Source organism: Streptomyces sp. NPDC058051 (genome assembly GCF_042885475.1).
In the GTDB taxonomy this organism is placed as follows: domain Bacteria; phylum Actinomycetota; class Actinomycetes; order Streptomycetales; family Streptomycetaceae; genus Streptomyces.
Genome location: NZ_JBHVRW010000011.1, coordinates 1 through 23,295 on the forward strand (window position 1 = coordinate 1; position 23,295 = coordinate 23,295).

Below are 23,295 nucleotides of genomic sequence, written 5' to 3' on the forward strand. Positions count from 1 at the left end.
CTGGTACGGCCGCACCCCCCTATCCGGCGCACGCTGGCGGCCGCGGCCCCCTTGGCCGCCGCGCCCGACTGCGGAAGTACTGCGGGTGTTTCCCTCTCAGTCCTTGGCGGACTTGAGAGCCTCCATCGCCCGCTCGGTCACATCGGTGACCTTGCCGAGCGCGGAGATGGTGACCACCAGGTCCTGGGCCCTGTAGTAGTCGATGATCGGCTCGGTCTGCGTGTGGTAGACCTCCAGCCGAGTGCGGACCGTGTCCTCGGTGTCGTCGTCGCGCTGGTACAGCTCGCCGCCGCAGGTGTCGCAGACACCCTCGGTCTTCGGCGGGTTGTACGTCACGTGGAAGACGTGCGAGCCGTCGTTCCGGCAGATGCGGCGGCCGGCGATGCGCTTGACCACCTCGTCCTCGGGGACCTCCAGGTCCAGGACCGCGTCCAGCTTGGTGCCCTCGTCCTTCAGCATGTCGTCAAGAGCCTCGGCCTGACCCACGTTGCGCGGGAAGCCGTCCAGCAGGAAGCCGTTCTCGGCGTCCGGCTGGGACATGCGGTCCTTGGCCATCCCGATGGTGACCTCGTCCGGAACCAACTGACCCTCATCCATGTACGCGCGGGCCTGCTTGCCAAGGTCGGTGCCCTGACTGATGTTGGCGCGGAAGAGATCGCCCGTGGAGATCTGCGGAATCGACAGGTTCTTGGCAAGGTACGCAGCCTGCGTTCCCTTGCCGGCACCGGGCGGCCCGACGAGGACGATTCGCATCAGCGGAGGAACCCTTCGTAATTGCGCTGCTGGAGCTGACTCTCAATCTGCTTCACGGTCTCCAGACCCACACCCACGATGATGAGGATGCTTGTCCCGCCGAACGGGAAGTTCTGGTTCGCGCCACCGAAGCCTGCCAACGCCATCGTCGGCACGAGAGCGATCAGCCCCAGGTACAGCGAGCCCGGCCAAGTGATCCTGTTGAGCACGTAGCTCAGATACTCGGCAGTAGGTCGACCAGCCCGGATACCCGGGATGAAGCCACCATACTTCTTCATGTTGTCGGCGACTTCCTCGGGGTTGAACGAAATCGCCACATAGAAGAAGGCGAAGAAGACGATCAACAGGAAGTACGCCGTGATGTAGTACGGGTGGTCGCCCTTGACGAAGTTGTCCTTGATCCAGGTCGCCCAGCCGGCAGTGGAGTTGGAGAACTGCACGATCAGGGCGGGGATGTAGAGCAGCGAAGAAGCGAAGATGACGGGGATCACACCCGCCTGATTCACCTTCAGCGGGATGTACGTCGACGTACCGCCGTACGACCGGCGGCCGATCATGCGCTTCGCGTACTGCACCGGGATACGGCGCTGGGCCTGCTCGACGAAGACGACGAGACCCACCATCACGAAGCCGATCAGGATGACGGTGCCGAACTCGATCCAGCCATCGGCCAGCTTGCCGCTGGTCTTGATGGCCCAGAGGGCGCCGGGGAAGCTGGCGGCGATCGAGATGAACATCAGGATCGACATGCCGTTGCCGATGCCGCGGTCGGTGATGAGCTCACCGAGCCACATGACGGCCGCGGTGCCCGCGGTCATGGTGACCACCATGATGATGGTCGTGAAGATCGACTGGTTCGGCACGATCTGGTCGGCGACCGGGCAGCCGCTGAACAGTGCGCCACTGGTGGCGGTGGCCACCAGGCCGGTGCCCTGGAGGATGGCGAGCGCGACGGTCAGATAACGCGTGTACTGCGTGATCTTGGCCTGGCCGGACTGCCCCTCCTTCTTGAGCGCCTCAAGTCGGGGAATCACCACGGTCAGCAGCTGAAGAATGATGCTGGCCGTGATGTACGGCATGATGCCGAGCGCGAAGATCGTGATCTGCAGCAGTGCACCACCGCTGAACATGTTCACCAGGCCGAAGAGGCTGTTGTTGCCCTTGCTGGCCTGATCAACACAGGTCTGGACGTTCTCGTAACTCACTCCCGGTACGGGGACGTGTGCCCCGAGCCGGTAGATCACGATGATGCCGAGCGTGAAGAGCAGCTTCTTGCGCAGGTCGGGCGTCTTGAACGCCCGGGCGAACGCGGTGAGCACGGTGCCTCCTGCGACCCCCGCGCAATGCGTAGAGGTGACGGTCTTGAGGATCGACGAATACGTAACGGTCAAAAGGCCCGCGGGCGGGTGCCCGAGGGGTTACCACACAACAACGCACGCCACCTTACCGGCGACTATGCCCCCCTAGGAACGACCAACCGGGGATGCCCCATATGAGAGGCATCCCCGGTCGGATGTTCAGGCCATCGAGTTGTCTCAGACGAGCTCGGTGACGGTGCCGCCGGCGGCGGCGATCTTCTCCTTGGCGGAGCCGGAAACGGCGTCAACCGAAACCTGCAGCGCCACGGAGATCTCGCCCTGTCCGAGGACCTTGACGAGGTGGTTGTTGCGCACCGCACCCTTGGCGACCAGGTCGGCCACGGTGACCTCTCCACCCTCGGGGTAGAGCGTCGCGAGCTTGTCCAGGTTCACGACCTGGTACTCGGTGCGGAACGGGTTCTTGAAGCCCTTGAGCTTCGGGAGACGCATGTGGAGGGGCATCTGCCCACCCTCGAAGCGCTCCGGAACCTGGTAGCGGGCCTTGGTGCCCTTGGTGCCACGACCGGCGGTCTTACCCTTGGACGCCTCACCACGACCCACACGGGTCTTGGCGGTCTTGGCGCCCGGGGCGGGCCGGAGGTCATGGGCCTTCAGCGGCTTGTTCTCCGCCATGTCAGTCGACCTCCTCAACCGTCACGAGGTGGCGGACGGTGTGCACCATTCCGCGGAACTCGGGGCGGTCCTCCTTGACAACCACGTCGTGCAGGCGCTTGAGCCCGAGCGAACGAAGGGTGTCGCGGTGGTTCTGCTTGCTGCCGATGTACGACTTCGTCTGCGTGATCTTGAGGCGAGCCATTACGCACCCGCTCCCGCACGCGCACGGAGCAGAGCCGCGGGGGCGACGTCCTCAAGCGGCAGACCGCGGCGGGCCGCGATCTCCTCGGGACGCTGCAGGCCCTTGAGGGCCGCCACGGTCGCGTGCACGATGTTGATCGCGTTGTCGGAGCCGAGCGACTTCGACAGGATGTCGTGAACGCCGGCGCACTCCAGGACGGCGCGCACCGGGCCACCGGCGATCACACCGGTACCGGGGGAAGCAGGCTTCAGCAGGACGACGCCCGCAGCCTTCTCGCCCTGGATCGGGTGAGGGATGGTGCCCTGGATACGCGGAACCTTGAAGAAGCTCTTCTTGGCTTCTTCCACGCCCTTGGCAATGGCCGCGGGAACTTCCTTGGCCTTGCCGTAACCGACACCGACGGTGCCGTCACCATCGCCCACCACGACCAGCGCGGTGAAGCTGAAGCGACGACCACCCTTCACAACCTTGGCGACGCGGTTGATCGCGACGACGCGCTCGACGTACGCGGTCTTCTCGGCGGCAGCTGCGCCGCCGTCACGGCCCTTCCGGTCCCGCCGCTCGCCGCCACCGGCACCGCTTCCGCGGCGCTGGGGTCCAGCCATTGGATTTACCTCTCTCTGTTACGTCCGCTGTGCGTAGGAACCGGGGCTAGAACTTCAGCCCGGCTTCACGGGCGGCGTCAGCCAGAGCGGCAATCCGCCCGGCGTACTGGTTACCACCGCGGTCAAACACGACGGCCTCGACGCCTGCGGCCTTGGCACGCTCAGCGACCAGGGCGCCGACCTGCTTGGCCAGGGTGCTCTTGTCGCCCTCGCCACCACGGATGGACGTGTCCAGGGTCGACGCCGACGCGAGCGTGTGGCCCGCGATGTCGTCGATGACCTGAGCCACGATGTGGCGGTTGGAACGCGTCACGACCAAGCGGGGACGCTCCGGCGAACCGGAGACGTGCTTGCGGACGCGGATGTGACGACGCTTGCGGGCGGCACGCTTGTAGGCGTCGCCCTTGGCGATCTTCACGCCGTATGCCATGGCTACTTACCAGCCTTTCCGACCTTGCGGCGGATGACCTCGCCGGCGTACTTGACGCCCTTGGCCTTGTACGGGTCAGGCTTCCGCAGCTTGCGGATCTTGGCCGCGGTCTCGCCGACCTTCTGCTTGTCGATGCCCTCGACCGAGAACTTCGTGGGGGACTCCACCTTGAAGGTGATGCCCTCCGGGGCCTCGATCAGGATCGGGTGGCTGTAGCCCAGGGCGAACTCCAGGTTGGAGCCCTTCGCCTGGACGCGGTAACCGACACCACTGATCTCGAGCGCCTTGGTGTATCCCTGGGTCACACCGGTGATCATGTTCGCCACCAGCGTGCGGGACAGGCCGTGAAGGGCCTTGTTCTGACGCTCGTCGTTCGGGCGGACGACGTTCAGGACGCCGTCCTCACCCTTGGTGACCTCGATCGGCGACGCGACGGTGTGCGAGAGGGTGCCCTTGGGGCCCTTCACCGCGACCGTGCGGCCATCGATGGTGACGTCCACACCGGCGGGAACCTGGATGGGGAGCTTGCCGATTCGCGACATGAGCTATTCCTCCGTTCCCGACTACCAGACGTAGGCGAGGACTTCCCCACCTACGCCCTTCTTGCTGGCCTGCTGGCCGGTCAGGAGACCGTGGGACGTGGAGATGATCGCCACGCCCAGGCCGCCGAGGACCTTCGGCAGGTTGGTGGACTTTGCGTACACACGCAGACCCGGCTTGGAGATGCGCTTGATGCCGGCGATCGAACGCTCGCGGTTCGGGCCGAACTTCAGCTCCAGGACGAGGTTCTTGCCGACCTCGGCGTCCTCGACCTTCCAGCCGGTGATGAAGCCCTCCTGCTGGAGGATCTCCGCGATGTGCGACTTGATCTTGCTGTGCGGCATCGTGACGTCGTCGTGATACGCCGAGTTCGCGTTACGCAGACGCGTGAGCATGTCTGCGATGGGATCAGTCATGGTCATGAGTTGGCCTTCGGCCTCTCTCGCCGGGGTTTCCTGTATGCGCCATCCCTCTCCCTACTCAGAGGCAGGACGGGTGCGGTGCGGGGACCTACGGCGTAGTAAGTCGGTCTTGGGCGGCAGGCGCCCAACCCCACAAGCCTACGGCATGTGAGGCCGGGTTCCTGCCGACCAGATGCTTACCGAGAGTCTCCGGTGATTCCCAACGCCCAAAGGGCGAAGGAGAATTACCAGGAGCTCTTGGTCACGCCCGGCAGCTCGCCACGGTGAGCCATCTCACGAAGGCACACGCGGCACAGGCCGAACTTGCGGTAGACGGAGTGGGGCCGGCCGCAGCGCTGGCAGCGCGTGTACGCGCGAACGCCGAACTTCGGCTTACGGGCGGCCTTAGCGATCAGAGCCTTCTTCGCCACGGTCAGTTCTCCTTGAACGGGAAGCCGAGGTGACGAAGGAGGGCACGACCCTCGTCGTCATTGGTCGCCGTGGTGACCACGGTGATGTCCATGCCCCGGACCCGGTCGATCTTGTCCTGGTCGATCTCGTGGAACATGACCTGCTCCGTGAGACCGAAGGTGTAGTTGCCACGGCCGTCGAACTGCTTCGGCGACAGGCCACGGAAGTCACGGATACGCGGCAGCGCGAGCGACAGCGTACGGTCCAGGAACTCCCACATCCGGTCACCACGAAGGGTGACGTGGCAGCCGATCGGCTGACCCTCACGCAGCTTGAACTGCGCGATGGACTTGCGGGCCTTGGTGACGGCCGGCTTCTGGCCGGTGATCGTGGTGAGGTCGCGCACGGCGCCATCGATCAGCTTGGAGTCGCGGGCGGCGTCGCCCACACCCATGTTGACCACGATCTTGACCAGGCCGGGGATCTGCATGACGTTCTCGTACGAGAACTCCTCACGCAGCTTGCCGGCGATTTCCTCGCGGTAGCGCGTCTTGAGACGCGGCGCAGTGGTGGCAGTCATCAGATGTCCTCACCGGTCCGCTTGGCAACGCGGATCTTGTTGCCCTCGTCGTCGAAGCGGTAGCCGACGCGGGTGACGACCTTGTTGCCGTCCTTCTCCACAACCAGCTGAACGTTGCTGACGTGAATCGGGGCCTCGGTGGTGACGATGCCGCCGGTCTGCGAACCGCGAGCCGTCTGACCGGCCTTGGTGTGCTTCTTGACCCGGTTGACACCCTCGACGAGGACGCGGTCCTGAGCCGGGTAGGCCACGATGACCTTGCCCTGCTTGCCCTTGTCCTTACCGGTGATGACCTGAACCAGGTCGCCCTTCTTGATCTTCATGCTTACAGCACCTCCGGCGCGAGCGAGATGATCTTCATGAACTTCTTCTCGCGCAGCTCACGGCCCACCGGGCCGAAGATACGGGTGCCGCGGGGGTCGCCGTCGTTCTTCAGAATGACAGCGGCGTTCTCGTCGAAGCGGATGTACGAGCCATCCTGGCGGCGACGCTCCTTGACGGTGCGAACGATGACGGCCTTGACGACGTCACCCTTCTTCACGTTGCCACCGGGGATCGCGTCCTTGACGGTGGCGACGATGACGTCACCGATGCCCGCGTAGCGGCGACCCGAACCACCGAGAACACGGATGGTGAGGATTTCCTTCGCACCCGTGTTGTCGGCGACACGAAGTCGCGACTCCTGCTGGATCACGTCTATCTCCTGATCGTCTGCCGGTTCCCGGCGGGGGCTCCGGTGAAGGAGCCCCCGCCGAGCCTGGCGGAACTTGCCTGAGGGGAATGCCTCTCAGGAATTACTTGGCCTTCTCGAGGATCTCGATGACGCGCCACCGCTTCGTGGCGGACAGCGGCCGGGTCTCCATCAGGAGGACGCGGTCGCCGACGCCGGCGGCGTTCTGCTCGTCATGTGCCTTGAGCTTGTTCGTACGGCGGATGACCTTGCCGTACAGCGCGTGCTTGACACGGTCCTCGACAGCGACGACGACGGTCTTGTCCATCTTGTCGCTGACGACCAGACCCTCACGGGTCTTGCGGAAACCGCGGTCGCCCGCGGACGAGCCGCTCTTCTTGTCAGTCGTCTCAGTCACAGTCTTCTCGCTCATCAGACGCTCTCCACCGTCTCGATGCCCAGCTCGCGCTCGCGCATCAGGGTGTAGATCCGGGCGATGTCCTTACGGACGGACTTGAGCCGACCGTGGTTCTCGAGCTGTCCCGTCGCCGCCTGGAAGCGGAGGTTGAACAGCTCTTCCTTGGCCTCGCGGAGCTTGTTGAGCAGCTCCTCGTTGCCCAGCTCGCGCAGCTCGGACGCCTTGGTTCCGGCCGACATCACGCCTCACCTGCCTCGCGCCGAACGATGCGGCACTTCATCGGAAGCTTGTGAGCAGCGCGGGTAAGCGCCTCACGAGCAATCTTCTCGTTCGGGTAGGACAGCTCGAACATCACCCGACCCGGCTTGACGTTCGCGATCCACCACTCGGGAGAACCCTTACCGGAACCCATGCGGGTCTCGGCGGGCTTCTTCGTCAGGGGACGGTCCGGGTAGATGTTGATCCAGACCTTGCCGCCACGCTTGATGTGGCGGGTCATCGCGATACGAGCTGCCTCGATCTGACGGTTCGTCACGTACGCCGGGGTCAGCGCCTGGATGCCGTACTCGCCGAACGCAACCTGCGTGCCACCCTTGGACATACCGCTGCGCTTCGGGTGGTGCTGCTTGCGGTGCTTGACCCTACGGGGGATCAGCATTTCGGTCAGGCCTCCGTTCCGGTGCTCTCAGCAGCCGGAGCGGCAGCGGCGGGAGCTTCGGCCTTGGGGGCCTCGGCAGCCGGAGCCGACTGCTGCTGCGGCTTGCGACCGCGACCGCCACGCTCGCCACCGCGGCCACCACGGCCGGCCGGGCGGTCAGCGCCGCCACGGGCCGGGCGGTTGCCGGCGCGGGCAGCGGCGTTCTCGGCGCGGACCTCGGCGATGTTCTTGACGTCGCCCTTGTAGATCCAGACCTTCACACCGATGCGGCCGAAGGTCGTCTTGGCCTCGAAGAAGCCGTAGTCGACGTTCGCGCGGAGCGTGTGCAGGGGCACGCGGCCCTCGCGGTAGAACTCCGAGCGGGACATCTCGGCGCCGCCGAGGCGGCCACCGCACTGGATCTTGATGCCCTTGGCGCCGGCCTTCATCGAGCTCTGCATGCTCTTGCGCATGGCACGACGGAAGGAGACGCGGGAGGAGAGCTGCTCGGCGACGGCCTGGGCCACCAGCTGAGCGTCCACCTCGGGGTTCTTGACCTCAAGGATGTTCAGCTGGACCTGCTTGCCGGTCAGCTTCTCCAGCTCGCCACGGATGCGATCGGCCTCGGCGCCACGGCGGCCGATGACGATGCCCGGACGGGCGGTGTGGATGTCAACGCGGACGCGGTCGCGGGTGCGCTCGATCTCGACCTTCGAGATGCCGGCCCGCTCCATGCCCTTCGTCATCATGCGACGAATGGCGACGTCTTCCTTGACGTAGTCCTTGTACAGCTTGTCGGCGTACCAACGGGACTTGAAGTCCGTGGTGATGCCGAGCCGGAACCCGTGCGGGTTTACCTTCTGGCCCATTACCGGGTTCCTTCCTTGCTGCTGACGACCACGGTGATGTGGCTGGTCCGCTTACGGATCCGGTAGGCACGACCCTGAGCACGCGGACGGAACCGCTTCAGGGTCGGACCCTCGTCCACGTACGCCTCGCTGATGACCAGCGAAGAGGCGTCGGTGTGGTCGTAGTTGTGTGCGGCGTTGGCAATGGCGCTGTCCAGCACCTTGCCGACCGGCACGCTCGCGGCCTGCGGGGCGAAACGCAGGACCGCCTGAGCCTCCGTGGCATCCATGCCACGGATGAGGTCCACCACGCGGCGGGCCTTCATGGGCGTGACGCGGATGTACCGCGCCTGGGCCCTGGCTTCCATGGTTGTCCCTTCGGTGTAAGTCATAGTCGTTTCCACCCCGCGCTTAGCGGCGCTTCGACTTCCGGTCGTCCTTGACGTGGCCGCGGAAGGTGCGAGTCGGCGAGAACTCGCCGAGCTTGTGGCCGACCATCGACTCGGTGACGAACACCGGGATGTGGATCTTGCCGTTGTGCACCGCGATGGTGTGACCCAGCATGGCCGGGACGATCATCGAGCGACGGGACCAGGTCTTGATGACGTTCTTGGTGCCTGCCTCGTTCTGTACGTCCACCTTCTTGATGAGGTGGCCGTCGACGAAGGGCCCCTTCTTGAGACTGCGCGGCATCTAAACCCGCTCCTAGCGCTTCTTGTTCGTCTTGCGGCGGCGGACGATGTACTTGTTGCTCGCCTTCTTGGGAGAACGAGTACGACCCTCCTTCTGACCCCACGGCGAGACCGGGTGGCGACCACCGGAGGTCTTGCCCTCACCACCACCGTGCGGGTGGTCAACCGGGTTCATCGCGACACCGCGGACGGTCGGGCGAACGCCCTTCCAGCGCATGCGGCCGGCCTTGCCCCAGTTGATGTTCGACTGCTCGGCGTTGCCGACCTCACCGATGGTGGCGCGGCAGCGGGCGTCGACCAGGCGGATCTCACCCGACGGCATACGAAGGTGGGCCATGGTGCCCTCCTTCGCCAGCAGCTGCACGGAGGCACCCGCGGAGCGGGCGAACTTCGCGCCGCCGCCGGGCCGCAGCTCGATGGCGTGGATGGTCGTACCGACCGGGATGTTGCGCAGCGCCAGGTTGTTGCCGGGCTTGATGTCGGCGGCCGGGCCGTTCTCGACACGGTCGCCCTGCGTCAGGCCACGCGGCGCGATGATGTAGCGCTTCTCGCCGTCGGCGTAGTGCAGGAGCGCGATGCGCGCGGTGCGGTTCGGGTCGTACTCGATGTGCGCGACCTTGGCCGGCACGCCGTCCTTGTCGTGACGACGGAAGTCGATCACTCGGTAGGCGCGCTTGTGGCCACCGCCCTGGTGGCGAACGGTCACACGACCGGCGTTGTTACGGCCGCCCTTGCTGTGCAGGGGGCGGACCAGCGACTTCTCCGGCGTGGACCGCGTGATCTCGACAAAGTCGGCGACGCTGGAGCCACGACGGCCCGGCGTCGTCGGCTTGTACTTGCGGATACCCATTATTTCTCAGTCCTCGGAAGAATTCCGGATCCTGGACGTCTCGACCTCCGTCAGGAGGTCGGGCCGCCGAAGATGTCGATACGGTCGCCCTCGGCGAGGGTCACGATGGCGCGCTTGGTGTCGGCGCGCTTGCCGAAGCCGGTCTTGGTCCGCTTGCGCTTGCCCTGCCGGTTGATCGTGTTGACCCCGGTGACCTTGACCGAGAAGACCGCTTCCACGGCCTGCTTGATCTGGGTCTTGTTGGAGCCGGGCGCGACGATGAACGTGTACTTGTTCTCGTCGAGCAGCGCGTAGCTCTTCTCGGACACGACCGGCTTGACGAGGATGTCGCGCGGGTCCGTGTAGGTCTTGCTGGTAACGGTCGCCTCGCTCATCAGGCGTCGCTCCCTTCGGTCTCAGCGGTCTGGGGGCCAGACACGAAGGACTCGAAGGCGGCCTGGGTGAAGACCACGTCGTCAGAGACGATCACGTCGTACGTGTTCAGCTGACCCGGATCCAGGATGTGCACCTGGGGCAGGTTGCGGGCGGACAGCCACGCGGCCTCGTCCGAGCGGTCGACGACCAGGAGCAGGTTCTTGCGCTCCGAGATCTTGCCGAACAGCGTCTTGGCGGCCTTGGTGGAGACAGCACCCTCGACCACGCCGGTGACGACGTGGATGCGGGAGTGACGGGCCCGGTCCGAGAGGGCTCCGCGCAGGGCGGCGGCCTTCATCTTCTTCGGGGTCCGCTGCGAGTAGTCACGCGGCTGCGGGCCGTGGACGACGCCACCGCCGGCGAACTGCGGCGCACGGGTCGAACCCTGGCGCGCGCGGCCGGTGCCCTTCTGGCGGTACGGCTTGCGGCCACCGCCACGGACTTCGCCGCGGGTCTTGGTCTTGTGCGTGCCCTGACGGGCAGCTGCCAGCTGTGCGACAACGACCTGGTGGATCAGCGGAACGCTGGTCTTGGCGTCGAAGATCTCCGCGGGGAGCTCGACGGTCCCGGCCTTGTCGCCTGCCGGCGAAAGGATGTCAATGGTGCTCATCGGTTCCTCAAGCCCCCTTGGCCGCGGTACGGACCAGGACGAGGCCGCCGTTCGGACCGGGGACTGCGCCCTTGATGAGGAGCAGACCCTTCTCCGCGTCAACGGCGTGAACGGTCAGGTTCTGGGTGGTGACTCGCTCGTTGCCCATACGGCCCGCCATGCGGAGGCCCTTGAACACACGGCCCGGGGTGGCGCAGCCACCGATGGAACCGGGAGAGCGGTGCTTGCGCTGGGTGCCGTGACCGGCGCCGAGGCCCTTGAAGTTGTGACGCTTCATGACACCGGCGAAGCCCTTGCCCTTGCTCTTGCCCGTGACGTCGACCTTGACGCCGGACTCGAACACCTCGGCAGTGACTTCCTGACCCAGCGTGTACTCGCTGGCGTCGGAGGTGCGCAGCTCCACCAGGTGGCGGCGCGGGGTCACGTCGGCCTTGGCGAAGTGGCCCTTGAGGGGCTTGTTCACCTTGCGGGGGTCGATCTCGCCGAAGGCGATCTGGACTGCCTCGTAGCCGTCGTTGTCGTTGGTGCGGACCTGGGTGACGACGCACGGCCCGGCCTTGACGACGGTCACCGGGACGACCCGGTTGTTCTCGTCCCAGACCTGGGTCATGCCGAGCTTCTCGCCCAGGACGCCCTTAATGTTCTTAGCCATCTCGCGCGTCACCTCAGAGCTTGATCTCGATGTCGACGCCCGCCGGCAGGTCGAGACGCATCAGCGAGTCAACCGTCTTCGGCGTGGGGTCGAGGATGTCGATGAGGCGCTTGTGCGTGCGCATCTCGAAGTGCTCGCGCGAGTCCTTGTACTTGTGCGGCGACTTGATGACGCAGTACACGTTCTTCTCAGTGGGCAGCGGCACCGGGCCCGCGACCGACGCACCAGTGCGGGTCACCGTCTCGACGATCTTCTTCGCCGAGGAGTCGATGACCTCGTGGTCGTAGGCCTTGAGCCGGATGCGGATCTTCTGTCCCGCCATGGCTACTAGTAGTCCTGTCTCTCGTAACGCTCTGGAACCCGGGAGTTCTCAAGACTCCGTCTCCGACCCACGCGGTCGGGCGTGTCGCATCCCCTCTACGCAGATCTCCCGAAGGATTTCCCAACCAAGGGGGTGCGGGCCCGAGGACCGCGAGACCGGGGGCGGAACACCCGCCGGGCGCCTGGCCGATGCCCCACTGACGCTTCCCGGAAGATTCCCGTACGTCCGACCCGCAGGGGGTCGACGAGTACTGTGGGACTCGCTTCCGGTCCTCCCGGCGGGAGGCGCGCAGCATTGACACTCAACCGAGCAACCTGGTCAGTGTGCCATACGCGGCGCGAGCCTGGCCAATCGGGTGGAGGATCTTACCCCCCGTGGCCCTTCGGTCAAACGGGGGCGCGCGTCGGGAGCAGCGCGGGGCACCGCTCGACGTCATCCGGCGGACCGCCGGACCCGCTCACGGACGGCCGCCGAAGCGCCGGTGCCGCCCCTCGTAATTCGTTCGAGGGCCGCGGACCCTCCCCCCTACAGTGACCGGCCGGGCACGCCGTCGTCACCAGGGGCATCGATCATGCGTACGCACTATCCGCGCACCGCACACCTGCCGTGGTCGCCCGGGGCCACCTCGGACGATGTGCGGATGGCGGACCTCTCCGGGCTGACCGGCCGCGAGGTCGTCGTCACCGAGAAGCTGGACGGCGAGAACACCACGCTCTACGCCGACGGTCTGCACGCCCGCTCGCTCGATTCCGCCCACCACCCCTCGCGTGGCTGGGTGAAGGCGCTCCAGGGCCGGATCGGGGCCCGTGTCCCCGAGGGGTGGCGGGTGTGCGGAGAGAACATGTTTGCGCGCCATTCGATCGCGTACGACGGCTTGGAGAGCTTCTTCTACGGCTTCTCCGTCTGGGACGGGGACCGCTGCCTGGACTGGGACCGGACGGTGGTGTTCCTGCGCGGGCTGGGGATTCCGGTGCCGCCGGTGCTGTGGCGCGGGGTGTTCGACGCGCGGGCCGAAAGGGCGCTGCGGGCGTTGCGGCCGGACACGGGGCGGCAGGAGGGGTACGTCGTACGGCCGGCCGACGGTTTCGGCGCGGCGGACTTCGGGCGCCGGGTGGCGAAGTGGGTGCGGCCCGGCCACGTGCGGACCGACACGCACTGGATGCACGCCTCCGTCGTGGAGAACGGGCTCGGCCCGGCCGCCGCCCTGTGGGCCGTACGGTCGGGGGCACCGGTCGACCCGGTGGCGCTGGCCGGGGCGACGGGCGCGGCCGGGTGGGACGCGGGGGCCGCTGCCGCGATGGGAGACGCCCTCGACGCCCTGGGCCGGACGGGCGACGACCGGCTGACCGGCGTGCTGGCCGCGCTGCTGCACCGCGGACGGCGCGCCGAGCTCGCGCCCGCGCTGGCGCGGACGCTGGGGATGCCGTCGGCCCGGCGCGTCGCGGATCTCGTCGGACTGCATCCCGCGCTGCACCGCCCGTACCCGGACGAGGAGCGCCCGACCGGCCTGGCCCGGTTGTCCTCCGCCGCCGATCTCGGACTGCTGCACGCGCTGGCCGCGACCGTGGCGGACAGCGGCGAGGCACGTGAACAGGTGGAGTGGTCGGCGCTGCACGCACAGGACGTACGGGAGCCGGCCGGACTGCGTGCGGCCTTCACGGACCTGGACCCGGCGGCGGCCGACCGCTGCCTGGCGCAGGCCCGTGAGGCGTACGCCCTGGGCCGGGTCACCACCGCGCAGGAGGCGGTCGCCGCGACCTGGCGGTGGCGCACGGGGGACTTCCCGCGCCTGGTCCATCTCGTCGGTCCTTCGGGCAGCGGCAAGAGCACCTTCGCGCGCGCCCTGCCCGGTGTCGACACGTATCTCTCGCTCGACGACCTGCGGCAGGCCCGGGGCTCGCGCGCGGACCAGAAGGCCAACGGGGAGGTGCTGCGCGAAGGGCTCGACCGGCTGGACGCCGCGCTCACCGCAGGCTCCACGGTCGTCTGGGACGCCACCTCGCTCAACGCGCACCAGCGTTCCCTGGTGCACGCGGTCGCCCGGCGCAGGGACGCGCTGCTGACCCACGCCGTCGCCCTGGTCGACGAGGCGGAACTGATCCGCCGCAACGAACGCCGCACCCATCCGGTGCCTTCGCAGGTGCTGACCTCGCAACTGCACCGGTTCGTGCCCCCGTACCCCGGCCAGGCCCACCGGACCTGGTACATCGGAGCGAGCGGAACCGTGGAGGACAGCGCGTAGGGCCTTCCGTCCGGATCGGGCCGGATCAGGGAGCGGGGTCCGGTGCCGTGGATCGCAGGGCGGAGGAGGGAGCCATGGCGGAGCCATGGCGAGTGACGACAACGCCGCGAGGCGCGGCACCCGGGCACGCGAGCCCGGCACGATCCGGACGGAAGGCCCTGAATGCGTACCAGTGAGGAGATCTACCACCGGGTCCGCTGGGACGCGCGGTTCGACCCGGCACGCTTCGTGATGGGCGTGGCGCAGCGCGGGACCGTGCCGAAGAGGGTGCCGCTGCCTCGGTTCACGCCCGGCGGGGACATTCCCTGGCACCGGGTGCTGTTCTTCGAGGCGGACGGCGAGGTGGTGTGGGACCGGTCCTCGGGGGTGGACCGGATCGACGCGACGGACGCCGGACGGGTACGCGCGCCGCGGCGGCTGCCGTCGCCGTACTTCACCTCCCGCGCGCCGCACACGTACTCCGTACCGGACGCCGCCTGGACGCCGGTGCCCGAGTCCGTGCCCGTGCCCGTGCCCGCGCCCGCGCCCGAGTCCATGCCCGAGTCCATGCCCGCTCTGTCCGGTCCCCTGACGCTGCTGACCTGGAACACCCTCTGGGACCGTTATGACAGCGACCGCATCGACACCGCCCGCCGCCGCCCGCTCCTCCTCGACGTCCTGCGCGCCGCGGATGCCGATGTCATCGCCCTCCAGGAGGCCGAACCCGCCCTGCTCGGACTCCTGTTGTCGGCTCCCTGGGTCCGTGAGGGCTACATGTTCTGGGCCGACCCGGCGGGCCGGGACGTCGCGGACTGCGGTCTGCTGCTGCTCAGCAGACTCCCCGTGCGGGAGGCGGGTCTGCATGTCCTCGGCCCGCACAAGGCGGTCGCCGCCGTGGTCGTGGAGACAGCGGCAGGGCCGGTGACGGTGGCGGTCACCCATCTCAGCAGCGACCATTCGGCGGACGGCGCTGCTCGACGCGACGCCGAACTGACCGATCTCGCAACCGGGTTGGCGGCGGTCGAGGGCGATGTGATGCTGCTCGGCGACTTCAACGACGGGGGGAGCACCCCGCAGGACCGGCTGGGGATGCCGGACGCCTGGAGCCGGGTGCACGGCGCGGACGACCGGACGCCGACCTTCGATCCGTCCGTCAACCCGCTGGCCGCCGTCTCCTCCCTGACGGGGCGGGTGTCCCGGCTGGACCGGGTGCTGGTCCGCTCGGAGGGGCTGCGGCCCGTGTCGGCGACGCTGCTGGGCGACGTCCCGACGCCGGACGGGCTGTACGCCTCGGACCACTTCGGGGTCCGGGTGGAGCTGGCCGGGGCGGGGGCCGGGGTGGTGGAGGCGGAGAAGGCAGGGGCAGCGGCAGGGGCGGAGGCGGAGGCGGCAGTCGCAGCGGATGTGGTGCGCAGGGTGGCCGCCGCTCTGCCCGAGGGGTGTGTCCAGTTGGCCGGCTCGCGGCGGATGGGCTGTGCGCGGCCCGGCGCCGATGTGGACCTGGTGGCGGCGCTGCCCGGGGACGGGGATCTGCCGGGAGTACGGGCGCGGCTGGCCGCCGCGCTGCCGGAGGCCGCCGGTCTGCGTGAGGTGACCGGTGCGCGCGTGCCCGGTCTGCGTCTCCGCCTCGGCGGACTCCGGGTGGACCTGGTGACCGTCGCGACGGGTGTCCTTCCCCCGGCACAGGCGGTCGCCCGCCGCACCGAACTGGGCGAGGCGGCGGGCGTGGCGCTCAGCGCGGTGAGCGACGCGGACGCGGTGCTCGCGGCGGCGGACCCGCACCGGGCGGCGTTCACCGGCCTCGCGCGCGAGGTGAAGGCGTGGGCCGGGGCGCGCGGCCTGGACTCCGCACCGTGCGGCGGGCTGCCGGGCCTGGCCTGGTCCGTACTGGCCGCCCGCACGGCACACGAGTCGGGCGACCTGGCGCCGCTCCCCCTGCTCCGGCACTTCTTCGCGACGTGGGCCACGTGGGACTGGGACAGCGCGGTCGGTGACGGGGAGGCGGGCAGCCTCCCGCTCACGGTGCTGACGCCGACCGCCCCGGTCCGCTCCTGCACCGCACAGGTGTCCGCCGCCGGCCGCGACCTCGTCGCCGAGGAGCTCTTCCGTGCCTGGGAGATCCTGGAATCCGCCGCCGACTCCGGCCCCGTACCGCACGCCCTGCTCTGCGCCCCGCCGCCGCTGCACGCGCAGCACACCGCCTGGGCCCTGGCCTCCGTACGGCCCGGCCCCGACGAGGGGCGGCTGCGCGGACGCCTGCTCGCCCTGGCCGCCGCCCTCGCGGAGGCGGGCGCCCCGGATTCCCGTATCTGGCCCCGCCCCCTCACCGCCGACGATCTGGCGGGATACGCGATCGGCCTGGGTGCTACGCCACCCGACGGGCACCGGCTGGCAGAGATCGGGGCGGAGATCCTGCGCGGCATCCCGGACGCCTCGCTGGCCCCGGTGGAACTGTCCGCTCTCCGGTCGACCGGAGACCCGGCGTTCGCCCTCTGACGGACTGGTCGGCGCCCCTTCCCGTACCAACGCCTCCGACCCCTCCGCCCCTCCGACCCAAGCGGAACCCAGGGCCGAGGTCGGCATCCAGGACAGGATCTTCTGACAGCAACGCGCCCCCGGTCCGGCATCAACCGGGCTCGGGGGCGCGCGTGCGTGTGGGATCAGTGCCCGGCAGCGTACGAGACGAAGCCCGCCCAAGCACCTGAGGCGAAAGCGAGCCGGGCCCCCTGCGCGTTCTTGGAGTCGCGCACGAGCACCGCGTCGGGGATGGACGCGACCTCGACGCAGTCGTTGCCGTCGCCACTGCTGCTGTAGCTGCTCTTGAACCACTCCAGCTCGGAAGCGTCCCCGGCAGAGGGGTTGTTGATCATGTCTCTCCCAGCACGTGCTCGATGAAGGCCAGCGACTCCCGTGGCGTAAGAGCCTGGGCCCGGATCATCCCATAGCGCAACCCAAGGATCCTGAGCTGCTTCGGGTCGGAGACCGGACGGCCACCGAACGCTCCCTCGGAACGCCCCACCGCACTGCCGTCGGGGAACTTCAGCACCTCGATCAGTCCGCCTGTCCCAGGATGCTCCTCGCGGTTGGTCGGCATCACCTGGATCGACACATTTCGCAACCGCCCTACGTCCAAGAGGCGTTCGAGTTGTCGGCGCAACACCATTGCGCCTCCGACCGGACGCCGAAGCGTCACCTCCTCCTGGACAAAGCTCAGCGACGGAAGGGGATCTCGCTCGAAGATGGACCGTCGGGCCATGCGAGCGGCCACCACGCGGTCCATCTCGTCCAGCGTGTAGGCAGGCAACCACGACGCGAACAGGGCCCGCATATGCTCCTCGGTCTGCAACAGGCCATTGATATTGTGGTGGTGATACGCCTCCAGCTCGACGACCTTGGCCTCCAGCTTCGCCAGATCCCGCACCTTCTTCGGGTACCGGACCTCCGCCACGTCCTGCTTCATCGCCGCGATCTTCCCGCCCGCCCCGAGCACGTCGTCCGCCCTGTCCAGAAACTCCGGGCGGGGGATGCGACGGCCGCCCTCCACCTTGTAGATCTGGTCCTCCCCGTACCCGATCGCAGCCCCGAACTCGCCGGCCCGCAGCCCCGCCGCCTCCCGCCACGCCTTGATCTGACGCCCCACCGCCGCGACCACGGCCGCCCCCGACTCGTCATCGGGATCGACGTCCCAGCCCGGCTCGTCCGCCCCGGCGTCACCGCGTTCCGTACCGGTCCCATCCACGCTCATCCGTGCCCCACTTCCGACGCGTTCTGCCGTCTCGACTCAACCCCCGGTCTCCCCGACACGTCACCCCGGACAGCCAGGACAGCACTGGACAACCACGGGACAATCACCGTACGTAAGGGGCTTGTTGCTGTTCACGGTACGCAGGCACGGCCACGCTGAGTGACGTGAACCAACACCTCACCCGAACCGAACATTCCGCTCCCGTCCGGCAGTTCACCGTGTTGCTCTCCCCCACCCGCCGGGGCGCCAGGCTCGCCCGCCTCCTGGCCGTGGCGCATCTGGGCGATTGGGGGATCGTCTGCGAACCGGCCGCGCACATCGTCGCCGAGCTGGCCGCCAACGCCGCCGTCCACGGCCGCGTACCGGGCCGGGACTTCCAACTCGGCCTCACCGCCCGCCGCGACGAGCTCCTGCGGATCGAGGTGACCGACACCCGGGGCGAGCAACTGCCCGTCGTGTCCACCCCCGGCCGGCACGCGGAGAGCGGGCGCGGCCTGCTGATCGTCGAGGCGCTTGCCGACCGCTGGGGCATCGAGGTCGGACCCGTCCCGCGCAAGACCGTCTGGGCCGAACTCGACCTCGCACCACGACCGTTCCACCGGGTCGCGGAAACCCACGACCCGGTGCACCACGCCCCCGCATTCCACGACGCATAAAGCTTTAAGGGACCTGGGGAAAACACCCTCCCCACCCAAACCCGACCCCCGTCACTCACGCGGGTGAAATAGGGCAACCGGGCTGGATTTCATACGGGTTGACAGGCATATGCTCGCCGCGACAACTCCAGACATGCGACGGCCCCCGACGAGACGCCAATCTCAGTCGAGGGCCTGACCACCGAGGAAGTAGGAGCTTCCCGATGGATACCCCGCAGGTTAGCGCGCCCCCGCGCGCCCCGTCCCCCGTACCCGGAGACGCCACACCCTCATCCGGTGTCATCCACATCAACTCCCGGCATGCCGCAGGCTTCACCGTCATCGGCAACCACCTCACCCAGCACCACGGACTCTCCCTCACCGCGATCGGGCTCGCCGCCCACATCCAGTCGCTCCCCACCGGAGCCAGAATCGGCATCAAACACCCGGCCAAGCTCCTCCGCCACCGGATCACGACGCTCCTGCCACCACCGCTGCCAGGGACCGAGGAGCTCGCACTCCCACGGCGCAACACCGTCGTCATCCCGCTCCAGGACTGCGACCGCTGCGACCGCGCCTTCCGCTCCCACCACCCCGGCCACTGCCGCGACTGCCGCTCAGACCTGCGCACAGCCGCCTGACCGGACCATCACCCACAACCCGAACGGACCCTGCATGGTCAGCTCGCCCCACGAAGCAATGCACCGCATCTTCCAGGAGTACCCCGGCCTCTTCTCCCGCGTCTCCGACGTACTCGGAGTCGCCATCCCACCACCCACCTCGGTCACCCTCATGCCCACCGACCTCACCGAGGCCCGGCCGGTCGAACGCCGCGTGGACACCCTGCTGCGGATCGAAACCGAGGACGACGGGCCCTTCCTCCTCGCCATCGAAGCCCAGGGCAAGAAGGACCCGCGCAAGACCGTCAGCTGGCCGTACTACGTCAGCTATCTCCACAACAGGTACGGACTGCCCGTCCTGTTACTGGTCGTCTGCCAGGACCACGCCACCGCCGATTGGGCCGCACGCCCCATCTCCATCGGCGTCCGCCAATGGCAGACACTCGCCCTGAACCCTCTCGTCGCGGGTCCGCACAACATGCCGGTCATCACCGACGTGGCCGAAGCCCGCAAAGACTTCGCACTAGCCACCCTGGCCGCCATCACACACGCCGACAATCCGGACGTCGGTGCCATACTGAAAACCCTGTCCGCCGCACTGCGGGACACACCGGAAGCAATCGCCGACCCCATCGTCGAACTCACCGCACAGGGCCTGGGCAACCGCCCGGCCGCACAACAGTGGAGGAATCTGGTGGCCGTGGACCTCTCTTTCTACAAGTCCTTCATGTCCGAAGAGATCCGGGACGAAGGCCGAACTCAGGGCCGCGCCCAGGGCCGCGCCGAGGACATCCTGCTCGTGTTGGAACAGCGCGGCATCGCCGTTCCCGACGATGTTCGCGGGCGGATCATCGATTGCGGCGACCCCGAGACTCTGCGCCAGTGGCTCATGCGAGCCGTCACCGCCACCTCTGCCGAGGAGATCTTCGCCGAGAAGTAGCCCCATTCCAGAGCCAGGGCGTACAGCAGCTTGCGTACAGCTGCGCCCGATGCTCCGCAAGGCCCGAGGCCGAACGCCGTGCCCCACGCCCCACGCCCCACGCCCCACGCCCCACGCCCCACACCCCACACCCCACGCTGCGAGAATCCAGCCGTGAACGAGAGCACTGCCACGGCCTGGGCGCTGCGCCCCGCCGAGCCCGAGGACGTCGAGGTCATAGCCGAGCTGAGGGCCATCGTGATGCGTCCCGACCTGGAGCGGCTCGGGCGGTACGACGAACACCGTGTCCGACAGCGGCTGCGGGACGTCTACGCACCGGAGCACACCTCGGTCGTCCTCGCGGACGGCGCGTTCGCGGGCTGCGTCACCCTGCGGCCGGTCGAGAACGGGTGGCGGCTGGAGAGCTTCTACCTCTCCCCCGCCCTCCAGGGGCGCGGGATCGGTACCGCCGTGCTGGGTTCGCTGCTCGCGCGGGCCGACGAGGAAGACGTGACCGTGCGCCTGAACGTGTTGCAGGGCAGCGCCGCCCGCGCGCTCTACGAACGCCACGGGTTCACCGAGGAACGACAGGACCCGATCGACGTGTTCATGGTGCGCCCACCCGCCCGCTAGTACTGCGACCACACGGGTCCGTCCGGGCCCGGCACGGGTCCGTCCGCAACCAGGCGGGTCCGTCCGGGCCCGGCACGGGTCCGTCCGCAACCAGGCGGGTCCGTCCGGGCCCGGCGTGCGGCCGTCCGGGCCCGCGCGGCCCACACCCGTAGAAACCCAGGCAACCCGCCCCCGGAAATCTCCGTCTATCCCCCCGCGGCAGCGGCTCACCCCCGCCGCCTGCTCGGAATTCGGCACGCGGCACGGGGCCGCACGGCCGCCCGCTGTGGGGAAGTGGACGGAGCACGGTGTGACGGACGGACCCGCGTTGTACGCATCTCTCACGGGAGTGCCCCGGCGCGCTCTGATCTCGGTGGCCGCCGGTGTGCTGGGTCCGGCGGTCCTCGGCGCCTGTACGGCGCCTCCGCCGCCCCGCCGCCACCGCAACCCCACCGCGGACCCGCTGCCCGGCCTGCCGATCAGCACCTCGCACAGGGCCCTGATGATGCAGGTCCTCGCCCATCCGGACGACGACCTGTACTTCATGAACCCGGACACGCAGCAGGCCCTCGACGCCGGTACGCCGCTGGTCTGCGTCTACCTGACCGCGGGAGAGGCCACCGGCGTCAACCGGGTGCCCGGCCGCCCCCTGCCCGTCCCCGACAAGGCGGCGTACTCCTCGGCCCGTCACCAGGGACTCCGGCAGGCGTACGCGACACTCCTCGGCCTCGGCCCGTTCACTCAGTGGCAGAAGTCCGTCATCGGCCTGCACGGCGGTCACCGCGCCGAGATCAACCGCCTCGGCAACGCCGGCCGTACGGTCGAGCTGATCTTCCTCAACACCGCGATGCACACCACGTACGGGCGTCTCGGGCTGCCCAGCCTCTGGCAGGACCGCCGGCTCGTCCTGCCGACCGTCGTTGCCGACGCCTCGCCGCTGAAGCAGGCGGGTTCTTACACCTATGACGGGCTGATCGACGTCCTCGTCGGGCTGTTCGACGAGTACCGGCCCACCACCGTGCACACCATGGACCCGGATCCCGACGTCCAGCACAGCAGCGAGCTCGTACGCCGCCGCGACAGCGAGCAGCAGGGGTACTCCGACCACCCGGACCACACCGCGACCGCGCTGTTCACCTGGGCGGCGCTGATCCGGTGGGTGGCGCGGACGACGGAGGGCAGCGGCACGGCGCCACGAACCACAGACGACGGCGACGGCGACGCGCCTCGGACCGCGGAGAACGGCGGCACTCCGCCACGGGCCACCGGGAGGAACGGCGGCACGGTACCGAGCTTCGCGACCGCGGCGTACCGCGGCTACTACAACCGGCACTGGCCGAAGAATCTGCCGCCCGACGTGCTGGCGGAGAAGGCGTCGCATCTGGTGCCGTACGGCGGCTCGGTCGACTGGCGCTGCGGCAACTCCGCGGGCTGCGGCGACTACAACGTGGGCGGCAACCGGCCGCTGACCAACCGGAAGGGCTGGGTACGGTCCACGCACTACCGCTACCCCGGCCCCCGGACCGCCGTCGCCTCGGACCCGGACGGCCGGCTCGTCGCGTACGGGGTGCTGGGGCTGCGGGCGGTGCGCTGGTCCGAGAGCGCGCCGGGCAGCGGGGTGTGGGACAGCCCGGAGGACCTCGGCGGCGGCCCGCTCGCACCGGTCCTGGGAAGCGCGACCCTGCCGGACGGGCGGCACGTGCTCTTCGGGCTGCGGTTCTCCGCACTCGGCGGGCGCGGGGCGGACAACGAGCGCGAGATCGTCATCCTGGAACAACGCCTCCCCGGAGGCGGCTTCCACGCCTGGCGCGGGCTGGGCAACCCCGTGCGGGATCACGAGGGCGGGCGCCGGATCGGAGTCCCGGTCGCGGTCACCGCGCCCGACGGCCGGGTCCATCTCTTCGTGCGGAACGCGGAGAAAGGTCTCAGTACACGGGTACGGGACACGGCCGGGCTGTGGAGCGGATGGCGGGACATGGGCGGGGGCGAGGTCCAGGACGGGCTGAGTGCCGTGGTGGACGACGCGGGGTGCGTCCATGTCTTCGCGGCGGGCCGTTTCGCGGTGCATCACTGGACGCAGGACGCGCCCGGGGAGCCCGTCACCGCGCGCACCCAGATCAGCGGTGTGCCCGTGCCAGGGGACGGACCGGCCGCGCTGCCCGGGACGGACGGCACCGTCGACCTGTTCTACCGCGCGGCGGCGAAGGCGGCCCTGACGACGGTACGGACCGGGGAGACGGCCGACGAGACCGGCATCGACGGATACGGGCGGCTGATCAAGGACCGGGCGGGCTTCGGCGGATACGGTCCGGTGTCCGCCACCGGGTCACCCGGCGCCCCGGTGCTGCTCGGCCGCACCGAGGAGGGCCTGATGCAGCTCCGTACGTCCCAGGGACTCTCCGTACGCAAGCACGGTCCGGTGGCACTGGACGGTCCCGTGCTCCATGCCGACGAGCACGGGCGGCCGACAGTGGTGGCCGTGGGCGTCGACGCCCTGCCGTGGCTCTGGCGTCCCGGGTCGGTCTGAGGCCGCGG

32 protein-coding genes are annotated in these 23,295 nt (G+C 68.7%); 7 read left to right on the forward strand and 25 right to left on the reverse strand.

Annotated elements, in window-relative coordinates; all coding sequences use genetic code 11:
- Window positions 1–96: 96 nt before the first annotated feature.
- The 23 genes from ACFVUT_RS18610 to rpsJ all read right to left on the reverse strand — a co-directional run bounded on the left by ACFVUT_RS18610 (window position 97) and on the right by rpsJ (window position 12,008).
- Window positions 97–753, reverse strand: a complete 657-nt coding sequence (locus ACFVUT_RS18610) for an adenylate kinase (protein WP_389671005.1) — start codon at window positions 751–753, stop codon at window positions 97–99.
- The gene (secY, locus tag ACFVUT_RS18615; RefSeq protein WP_389655991.1) at window positions 753–2,072 is read right to left on the reverse strand and encodes a preprotein translocase subunit SecY; all 1,320 of its coding nucleotides are present in this window, start codon (window positions 2,070–2,072) and stop codon (window positions 753–755) included. The genes ACFVUT_RS18610 and secY overlap by 1 nt, the downstream gene beginning before the upstream one ends.
- 216 nt (window positions 2,073–2,288) lie before the next feature.
- Window positions 2,289–2,744, reverse strand: coding sequence for a 50S ribosomal protein L15 (gene rplO / locus ACFVUT_RS18620; protein WP_018550610.1), 456 nt, complete (start codon window positions 2,742–2,744; stop codon window positions 2,289–2,291).
- Window position 2,745: 1 nt separating this feature from the next.
- Window positions 2,746–2,928, reverse strand: a complete 183-nt coding sequence (gene rpmD / locus ACFVUT_RS18625) for a 50S ribosomal protein L30 (RefSeq protein ID WP_018550611.1) — start codon at window positions 2,926–2,928, stop codon at window positions 2,746–2,748.
- Window positions 2,928–3,533: a 30S ribosomal protein S5 gene (gene rpsE, locus ACFVUT_RS18630; RefSeq protein WP_389655994.1), complete on the reverse strand. Its 606-nt coding sequence runs from the start codon at window positions 3,531–3,533 to the stop codon at window positions 2,928–2,930. The genes rpmD and rpsE overlap by 1 nt, the downstream gene beginning before the upstream one ends.
- Before the next feature lie 46 nt (window positions 3,534–3,579).
- Window positions 3,580–3,963 (reverse strand): 50S ribosomal protein L18, encoded by a 384-nt coding sequence (rplR, locus tag ACFVUT_RS18635; protein ID WP_389655996.1) that lies wholly within the window; start codon window positions 3,961–3,963, stop codon window positions 3,580–3,582.
- Between the two features lie 2 nt (window positions 3,964–3,965).
- A complete protein-coding gene (rplF, locus tag ACFVUT_RS18640; protein WP_030914145.1) occupies window positions 3,966–4,505 on the reverse strand; it encodes a 50S ribosomal protein L6 in 540 nt (179 codons plus the stop codon).
- A gap of 21 nt (window positions 4,506–4,526) precedes the next feature.
- Window positions 4,527–4,925, reverse strand: coding sequence for a 30S ribosomal protein S8 (rpsH, locus tag ACFVUT_RS18645; protein WP_018519291.1), 399 nt, complete (start codon window positions 4,923–4,925; stop codon window positions 4,527–4,529).
- A gap of 224 nt (window positions 4,926–5,149) precedes the next feature.
- Window positions 5,150–5,335 (reverse strand): type Z 30S ribosomal protein S14, encoded by a 186-nt coding sequence (locus ACFVUT_RS18650; RefSeq protein ID WP_003956452.1) that lies wholly within the window; start codon window positions 5,333–5,335, stop codon window positions 5,150–5,152.
- Window positions 5,336–5,337: 2 nt separating this feature from the next.
- Window positions 5,338–5,895 (reverse strand): 50S ribosomal protein L5, encoded by a 558-nt coding sequence (rplE, locus tag ACFVUT_RS18655; RefSeq protein WP_037688009.1) that lies wholly within the window; start codon window positions 5,893–5,895, stop codon window positions 5,338–5,340.
- On the reverse strand, window positions 5,895–6,218 hold the full coding sequence (gene rplX, locus ACFVUT_RS18660; RefSeq protein ID WP_003966949.1) for a 50S ribosomal protein L24: 324 nt from the start codon (window positions 6,216–6,218) through the stop codon (window positions 5,895–5,897). Before rplX ends, rplE begins: the two co-directional genes overlap by 1 nt.
- A gap of 2 nt (window positions 6,219–6,220) precedes the next feature.
- Window positions 6,221–6,589: a 50S ribosomal protein L14 gene (gene rplN / locus ACFVUT_RS18665; RefSeq protein ID WP_003966950.1), complete on the reverse strand. Its 369-nt coding sequence runs from the start codon at window positions 6,587–6,589 to the stop codon at window positions 6,221–6,223.
- Between the two features lie 100 nt (window positions 6,590–6,689).
- On the reverse strand, window positions 6,690–6,998 hold the full coding sequence (gene rpsQ / locus ACFVUT_RS18670) for a 30S ribosomal protein S17 (protein ID WP_389656000.1): 309 nt from the start codon (window positions 6,996–6,998) through the stop codon (window positions 6,690–6,692).
- Window positions 6,998–7,222: a 50S ribosomal protein L29 gene (rpmC, locus tag ACFVUT_RS18675; RefSeq protein WP_014047786.1), complete on the reverse strand. Its 225-nt coding sequence runs from the start codon at window positions 7,220–7,222 to the stop codon at window positions 6,998–7,000. Before rpmC ends, rpsQ begins: the two co-directional genes overlap by 1 nt.
- The gene (gene rplP / locus ACFVUT_RS18680; protein ID WP_072485538.1) at window positions 7,222–7,641 is read right to left on the reverse strand and encodes a 50S ribosomal protein L16; all 420 of its coding nucleotides are present in this window, start codon (window positions 7,639–7,641) and stop codon (window positions 7,222–7,224) included. The genes rpmC and rplP overlap by 1 nt, the downstream gene beginning before the upstream one ends.
- Before the next feature lie 5 nt (window positions 7,642–7,646).
- Window positions 7,647–8,489, reverse strand: a complete 843-nt coding sequence (gene rpsC / locus ACFVUT_RS18685; RefSeq protein WP_093540760.1) for a 30S ribosomal protein S3 — start codon at window positions 8,487–8,489, stop codon at window positions 7,647–7,649.
- Window positions 8,489–8,836, reverse strand: coding sequence for a 50S ribosomal protein L22 (gene rplV / locus ACFVUT_RS18690; RefSeq protein WP_004571827.1), 348 nt, complete (start codon window positions 8,834–8,836; stop codon window positions 8,489–8,491). Before rplV ends, rpsC begins: the two co-directional genes overlap by 1 nt.
- A gap of 43 nt (window positions 8,837–8,879) precedes the next feature.
- Complete coding sequence (gene rpsS / locus ACFVUT_RS18695) at window positions 8,880–9,161, reverse strand: 30S ribosomal protein S19 (protein WP_389656003.1); 282 nt, start codon at window positions 9,159–9,161, stop codon at window positions 8,880–8,882.
- 12 nt (window positions 9,162–9,173) lie between these two features.
- A complete protein-coding gene (gene rplB, locus ACFVUT_RS18700; RefSeq protein WP_124716938.1) occupies window positions 9,174–10,010 on the reverse strand; it encodes a 50S ribosomal protein L2 in 837 nt (278 codons plus the stop codon).
- A gap of 50 nt (window positions 10,011–10,060) precedes the next feature.
- Complete coding sequence (gene rplW, locus ACFVUT_RS18705) at window positions 10,061–10,384, reverse strand: 50S ribosomal protein L23 (RefSeq protein ID WP_389656006.1); 324 nt, start codon at window positions 10,382–10,384, stop codon at window positions 10,061–10,063.
- Window positions 10,384–11,034 carry a 50S ribosomal protein L4 gene (gene rplD, locus ACFVUT_RS18710; protein ID WP_389656008.1) on the reverse strand — a complete coding sequence of 217 codons (651 nt, stop codon included), beginning with the start codon at window positions 11,032–11,034 and terminating at the stop codon, window positions 10,384–10,386. Before rplD ends, rplW begins: the two co-directional genes overlap by 1 nt.
- 7 nt (window positions 11,035–11,041) lie before the next feature.
- Entirely contained in the window at window positions 11,042–11,686 is a 645-nt protein-coding gene (gene rplC / locus ACFVUT_RS18715) for a 50S ribosomal protein L3 (RefSeq protein ID WP_389656010.1), read from the reverse strand.
- A gap of 13 nt (window positions 11,687–11,699) precedes the next feature.
- Window positions 11,700–12,008, reverse strand: coding sequence for a 30S ribosomal protein S10 (gene rpsJ, locus ACFVUT_RS18720; RefSeq protein WP_003948644.1), 309 nt, complete (start codon window positions 12,006–12,008; stop codon window positions 11,700–11,702).
- 571 nt (window positions 12,009–12,579) lie between these two features.
- On the opposite strand from rpsJ, the gene ACFVUT_RS18725 reads away from it, so the two are divergent.
- A complete protein-coding gene (locus ACFVUT_RS18725) occupies window positions 12,580–14,250 on the forward strand; it encodes an RNA ligase family protein (protein ID WP_389656012.1) in 1,671 nt (556 codons plus the stop codon).
- Window positions 14,251–14,412: 162 nt separating this feature from the next.
- Window positions 14,413–16,725: an RNA repair domain-containing protein gene (locus ACFVUT_RS18730; RefSeq protein ID WP_389656013.1), complete on the forward strand. Its 2,313-nt coding sequence runs from the start codon at window positions 14,413–14,415 to the stop codon at window positions 16,723–16,725.
- A 164-nt stretch (window positions 16,726–16,889) separates the two neighbouring features.
- Here ACFVUT_RS18730 and ACFVUT_RS18735 read toward each other — a convergent pair whose 3' ends face one another.
- Both ACFVUT_RS18735 and ACFVUT_RS18740 read right to left on the reverse strand, forming a co-directional pair.
- Window positions 16,890–17,099 carry a DUF397 domain-containing protein gene (locus ACFVUT_RS18735; protein WP_389656015.1) on the reverse strand — a complete coding sequence of 70 codons (210 nt, stop codon included), beginning with the start codon at window positions 17,097–17,099 and terminating at the stop codon, window positions 16,890–16,892.
- A complete protein-coding gene (locus ACFVUT_RS18740; protein WP_389656017.1) occupies window positions 17,096–17,974 on the reverse strand; it encodes a helix-turn-helix domain-containing protein in 879 nt (292 codons plus the stop codon). Before ACFVUT_RS18740 ends, ACFVUT_RS18735 begins: the two co-directional genes overlap by 4 nt.
- Window positions 17,975–18,138: 164 nt before the next feature.
- On the opposite strand from ACFVUT_RS18740, the gene ACFVUT_RS18745 reads away from it, so the two are divergent.
- The 5 genes from ACFVUT_RS18745 (at window position 18,139) to ACFVUT_RS18765 (ending at window position 23,287) form a co-directional block, all read left to right on the forward strand.
- The gene (locus ACFVUT_RS18745; protein WP_389656019.1) at window positions 18,139–18,630 is read left to right on the forward strand and encodes an ATP-binding protein; all 492 of its coding nucleotides are present in this window, start codon (window positions 18,139–18,141) and stop codon (window positions 18,628–18,630) included.
- A 203-nt stretch (window positions 18,631–18,833) separates the two neighbouring features.
- Entirely contained in the window at window positions 18,834–19,250 is a 417-nt protein-coding gene (locus ACFVUT_RS18750; RefSeq protein WP_389656021.1) for a hypothetical protein, read from the forward strand.
- Between the two features lie 34 nt (window positions 19,251–19,284).
- Window positions 19,285–20,169, forward strand: a complete 885-nt coding sequence (locus tag ACFVUT_RS18755; RefSeq protein ID WP_389656023.1) for a hypothetical protein — start codon at window positions 19,285–19,287, stop codon at window positions 20,167–20,169.
- A gap of 183 nt (window positions 20,170–20,352) precedes the next feature.
- Window positions 20,353–20,781: a GNAT family N-acetyltransferase gene (locus tag ACFVUT_RS18760; RefSeq protein ID WP_389656107.1), complete on the forward strand. Its 429-nt coding sequence runs from the start codon at window positions 20,353–20,355 to the stop codon at window positions 20,779–20,781.
- Between the two features lie 328 nt (window positions 20,782–21,109).
- A complete protein-coding gene (locus ACFVUT_RS18765) occupies window positions 21,110–23,287 on the forward strand; it encodes a PIG-L family deacetylase (protein WP_389656110.1) in 2,178 nt (725 codons plus the stop codon).
- Window positions 23,288–23,295: the final 8 nt, after the last annotated feature.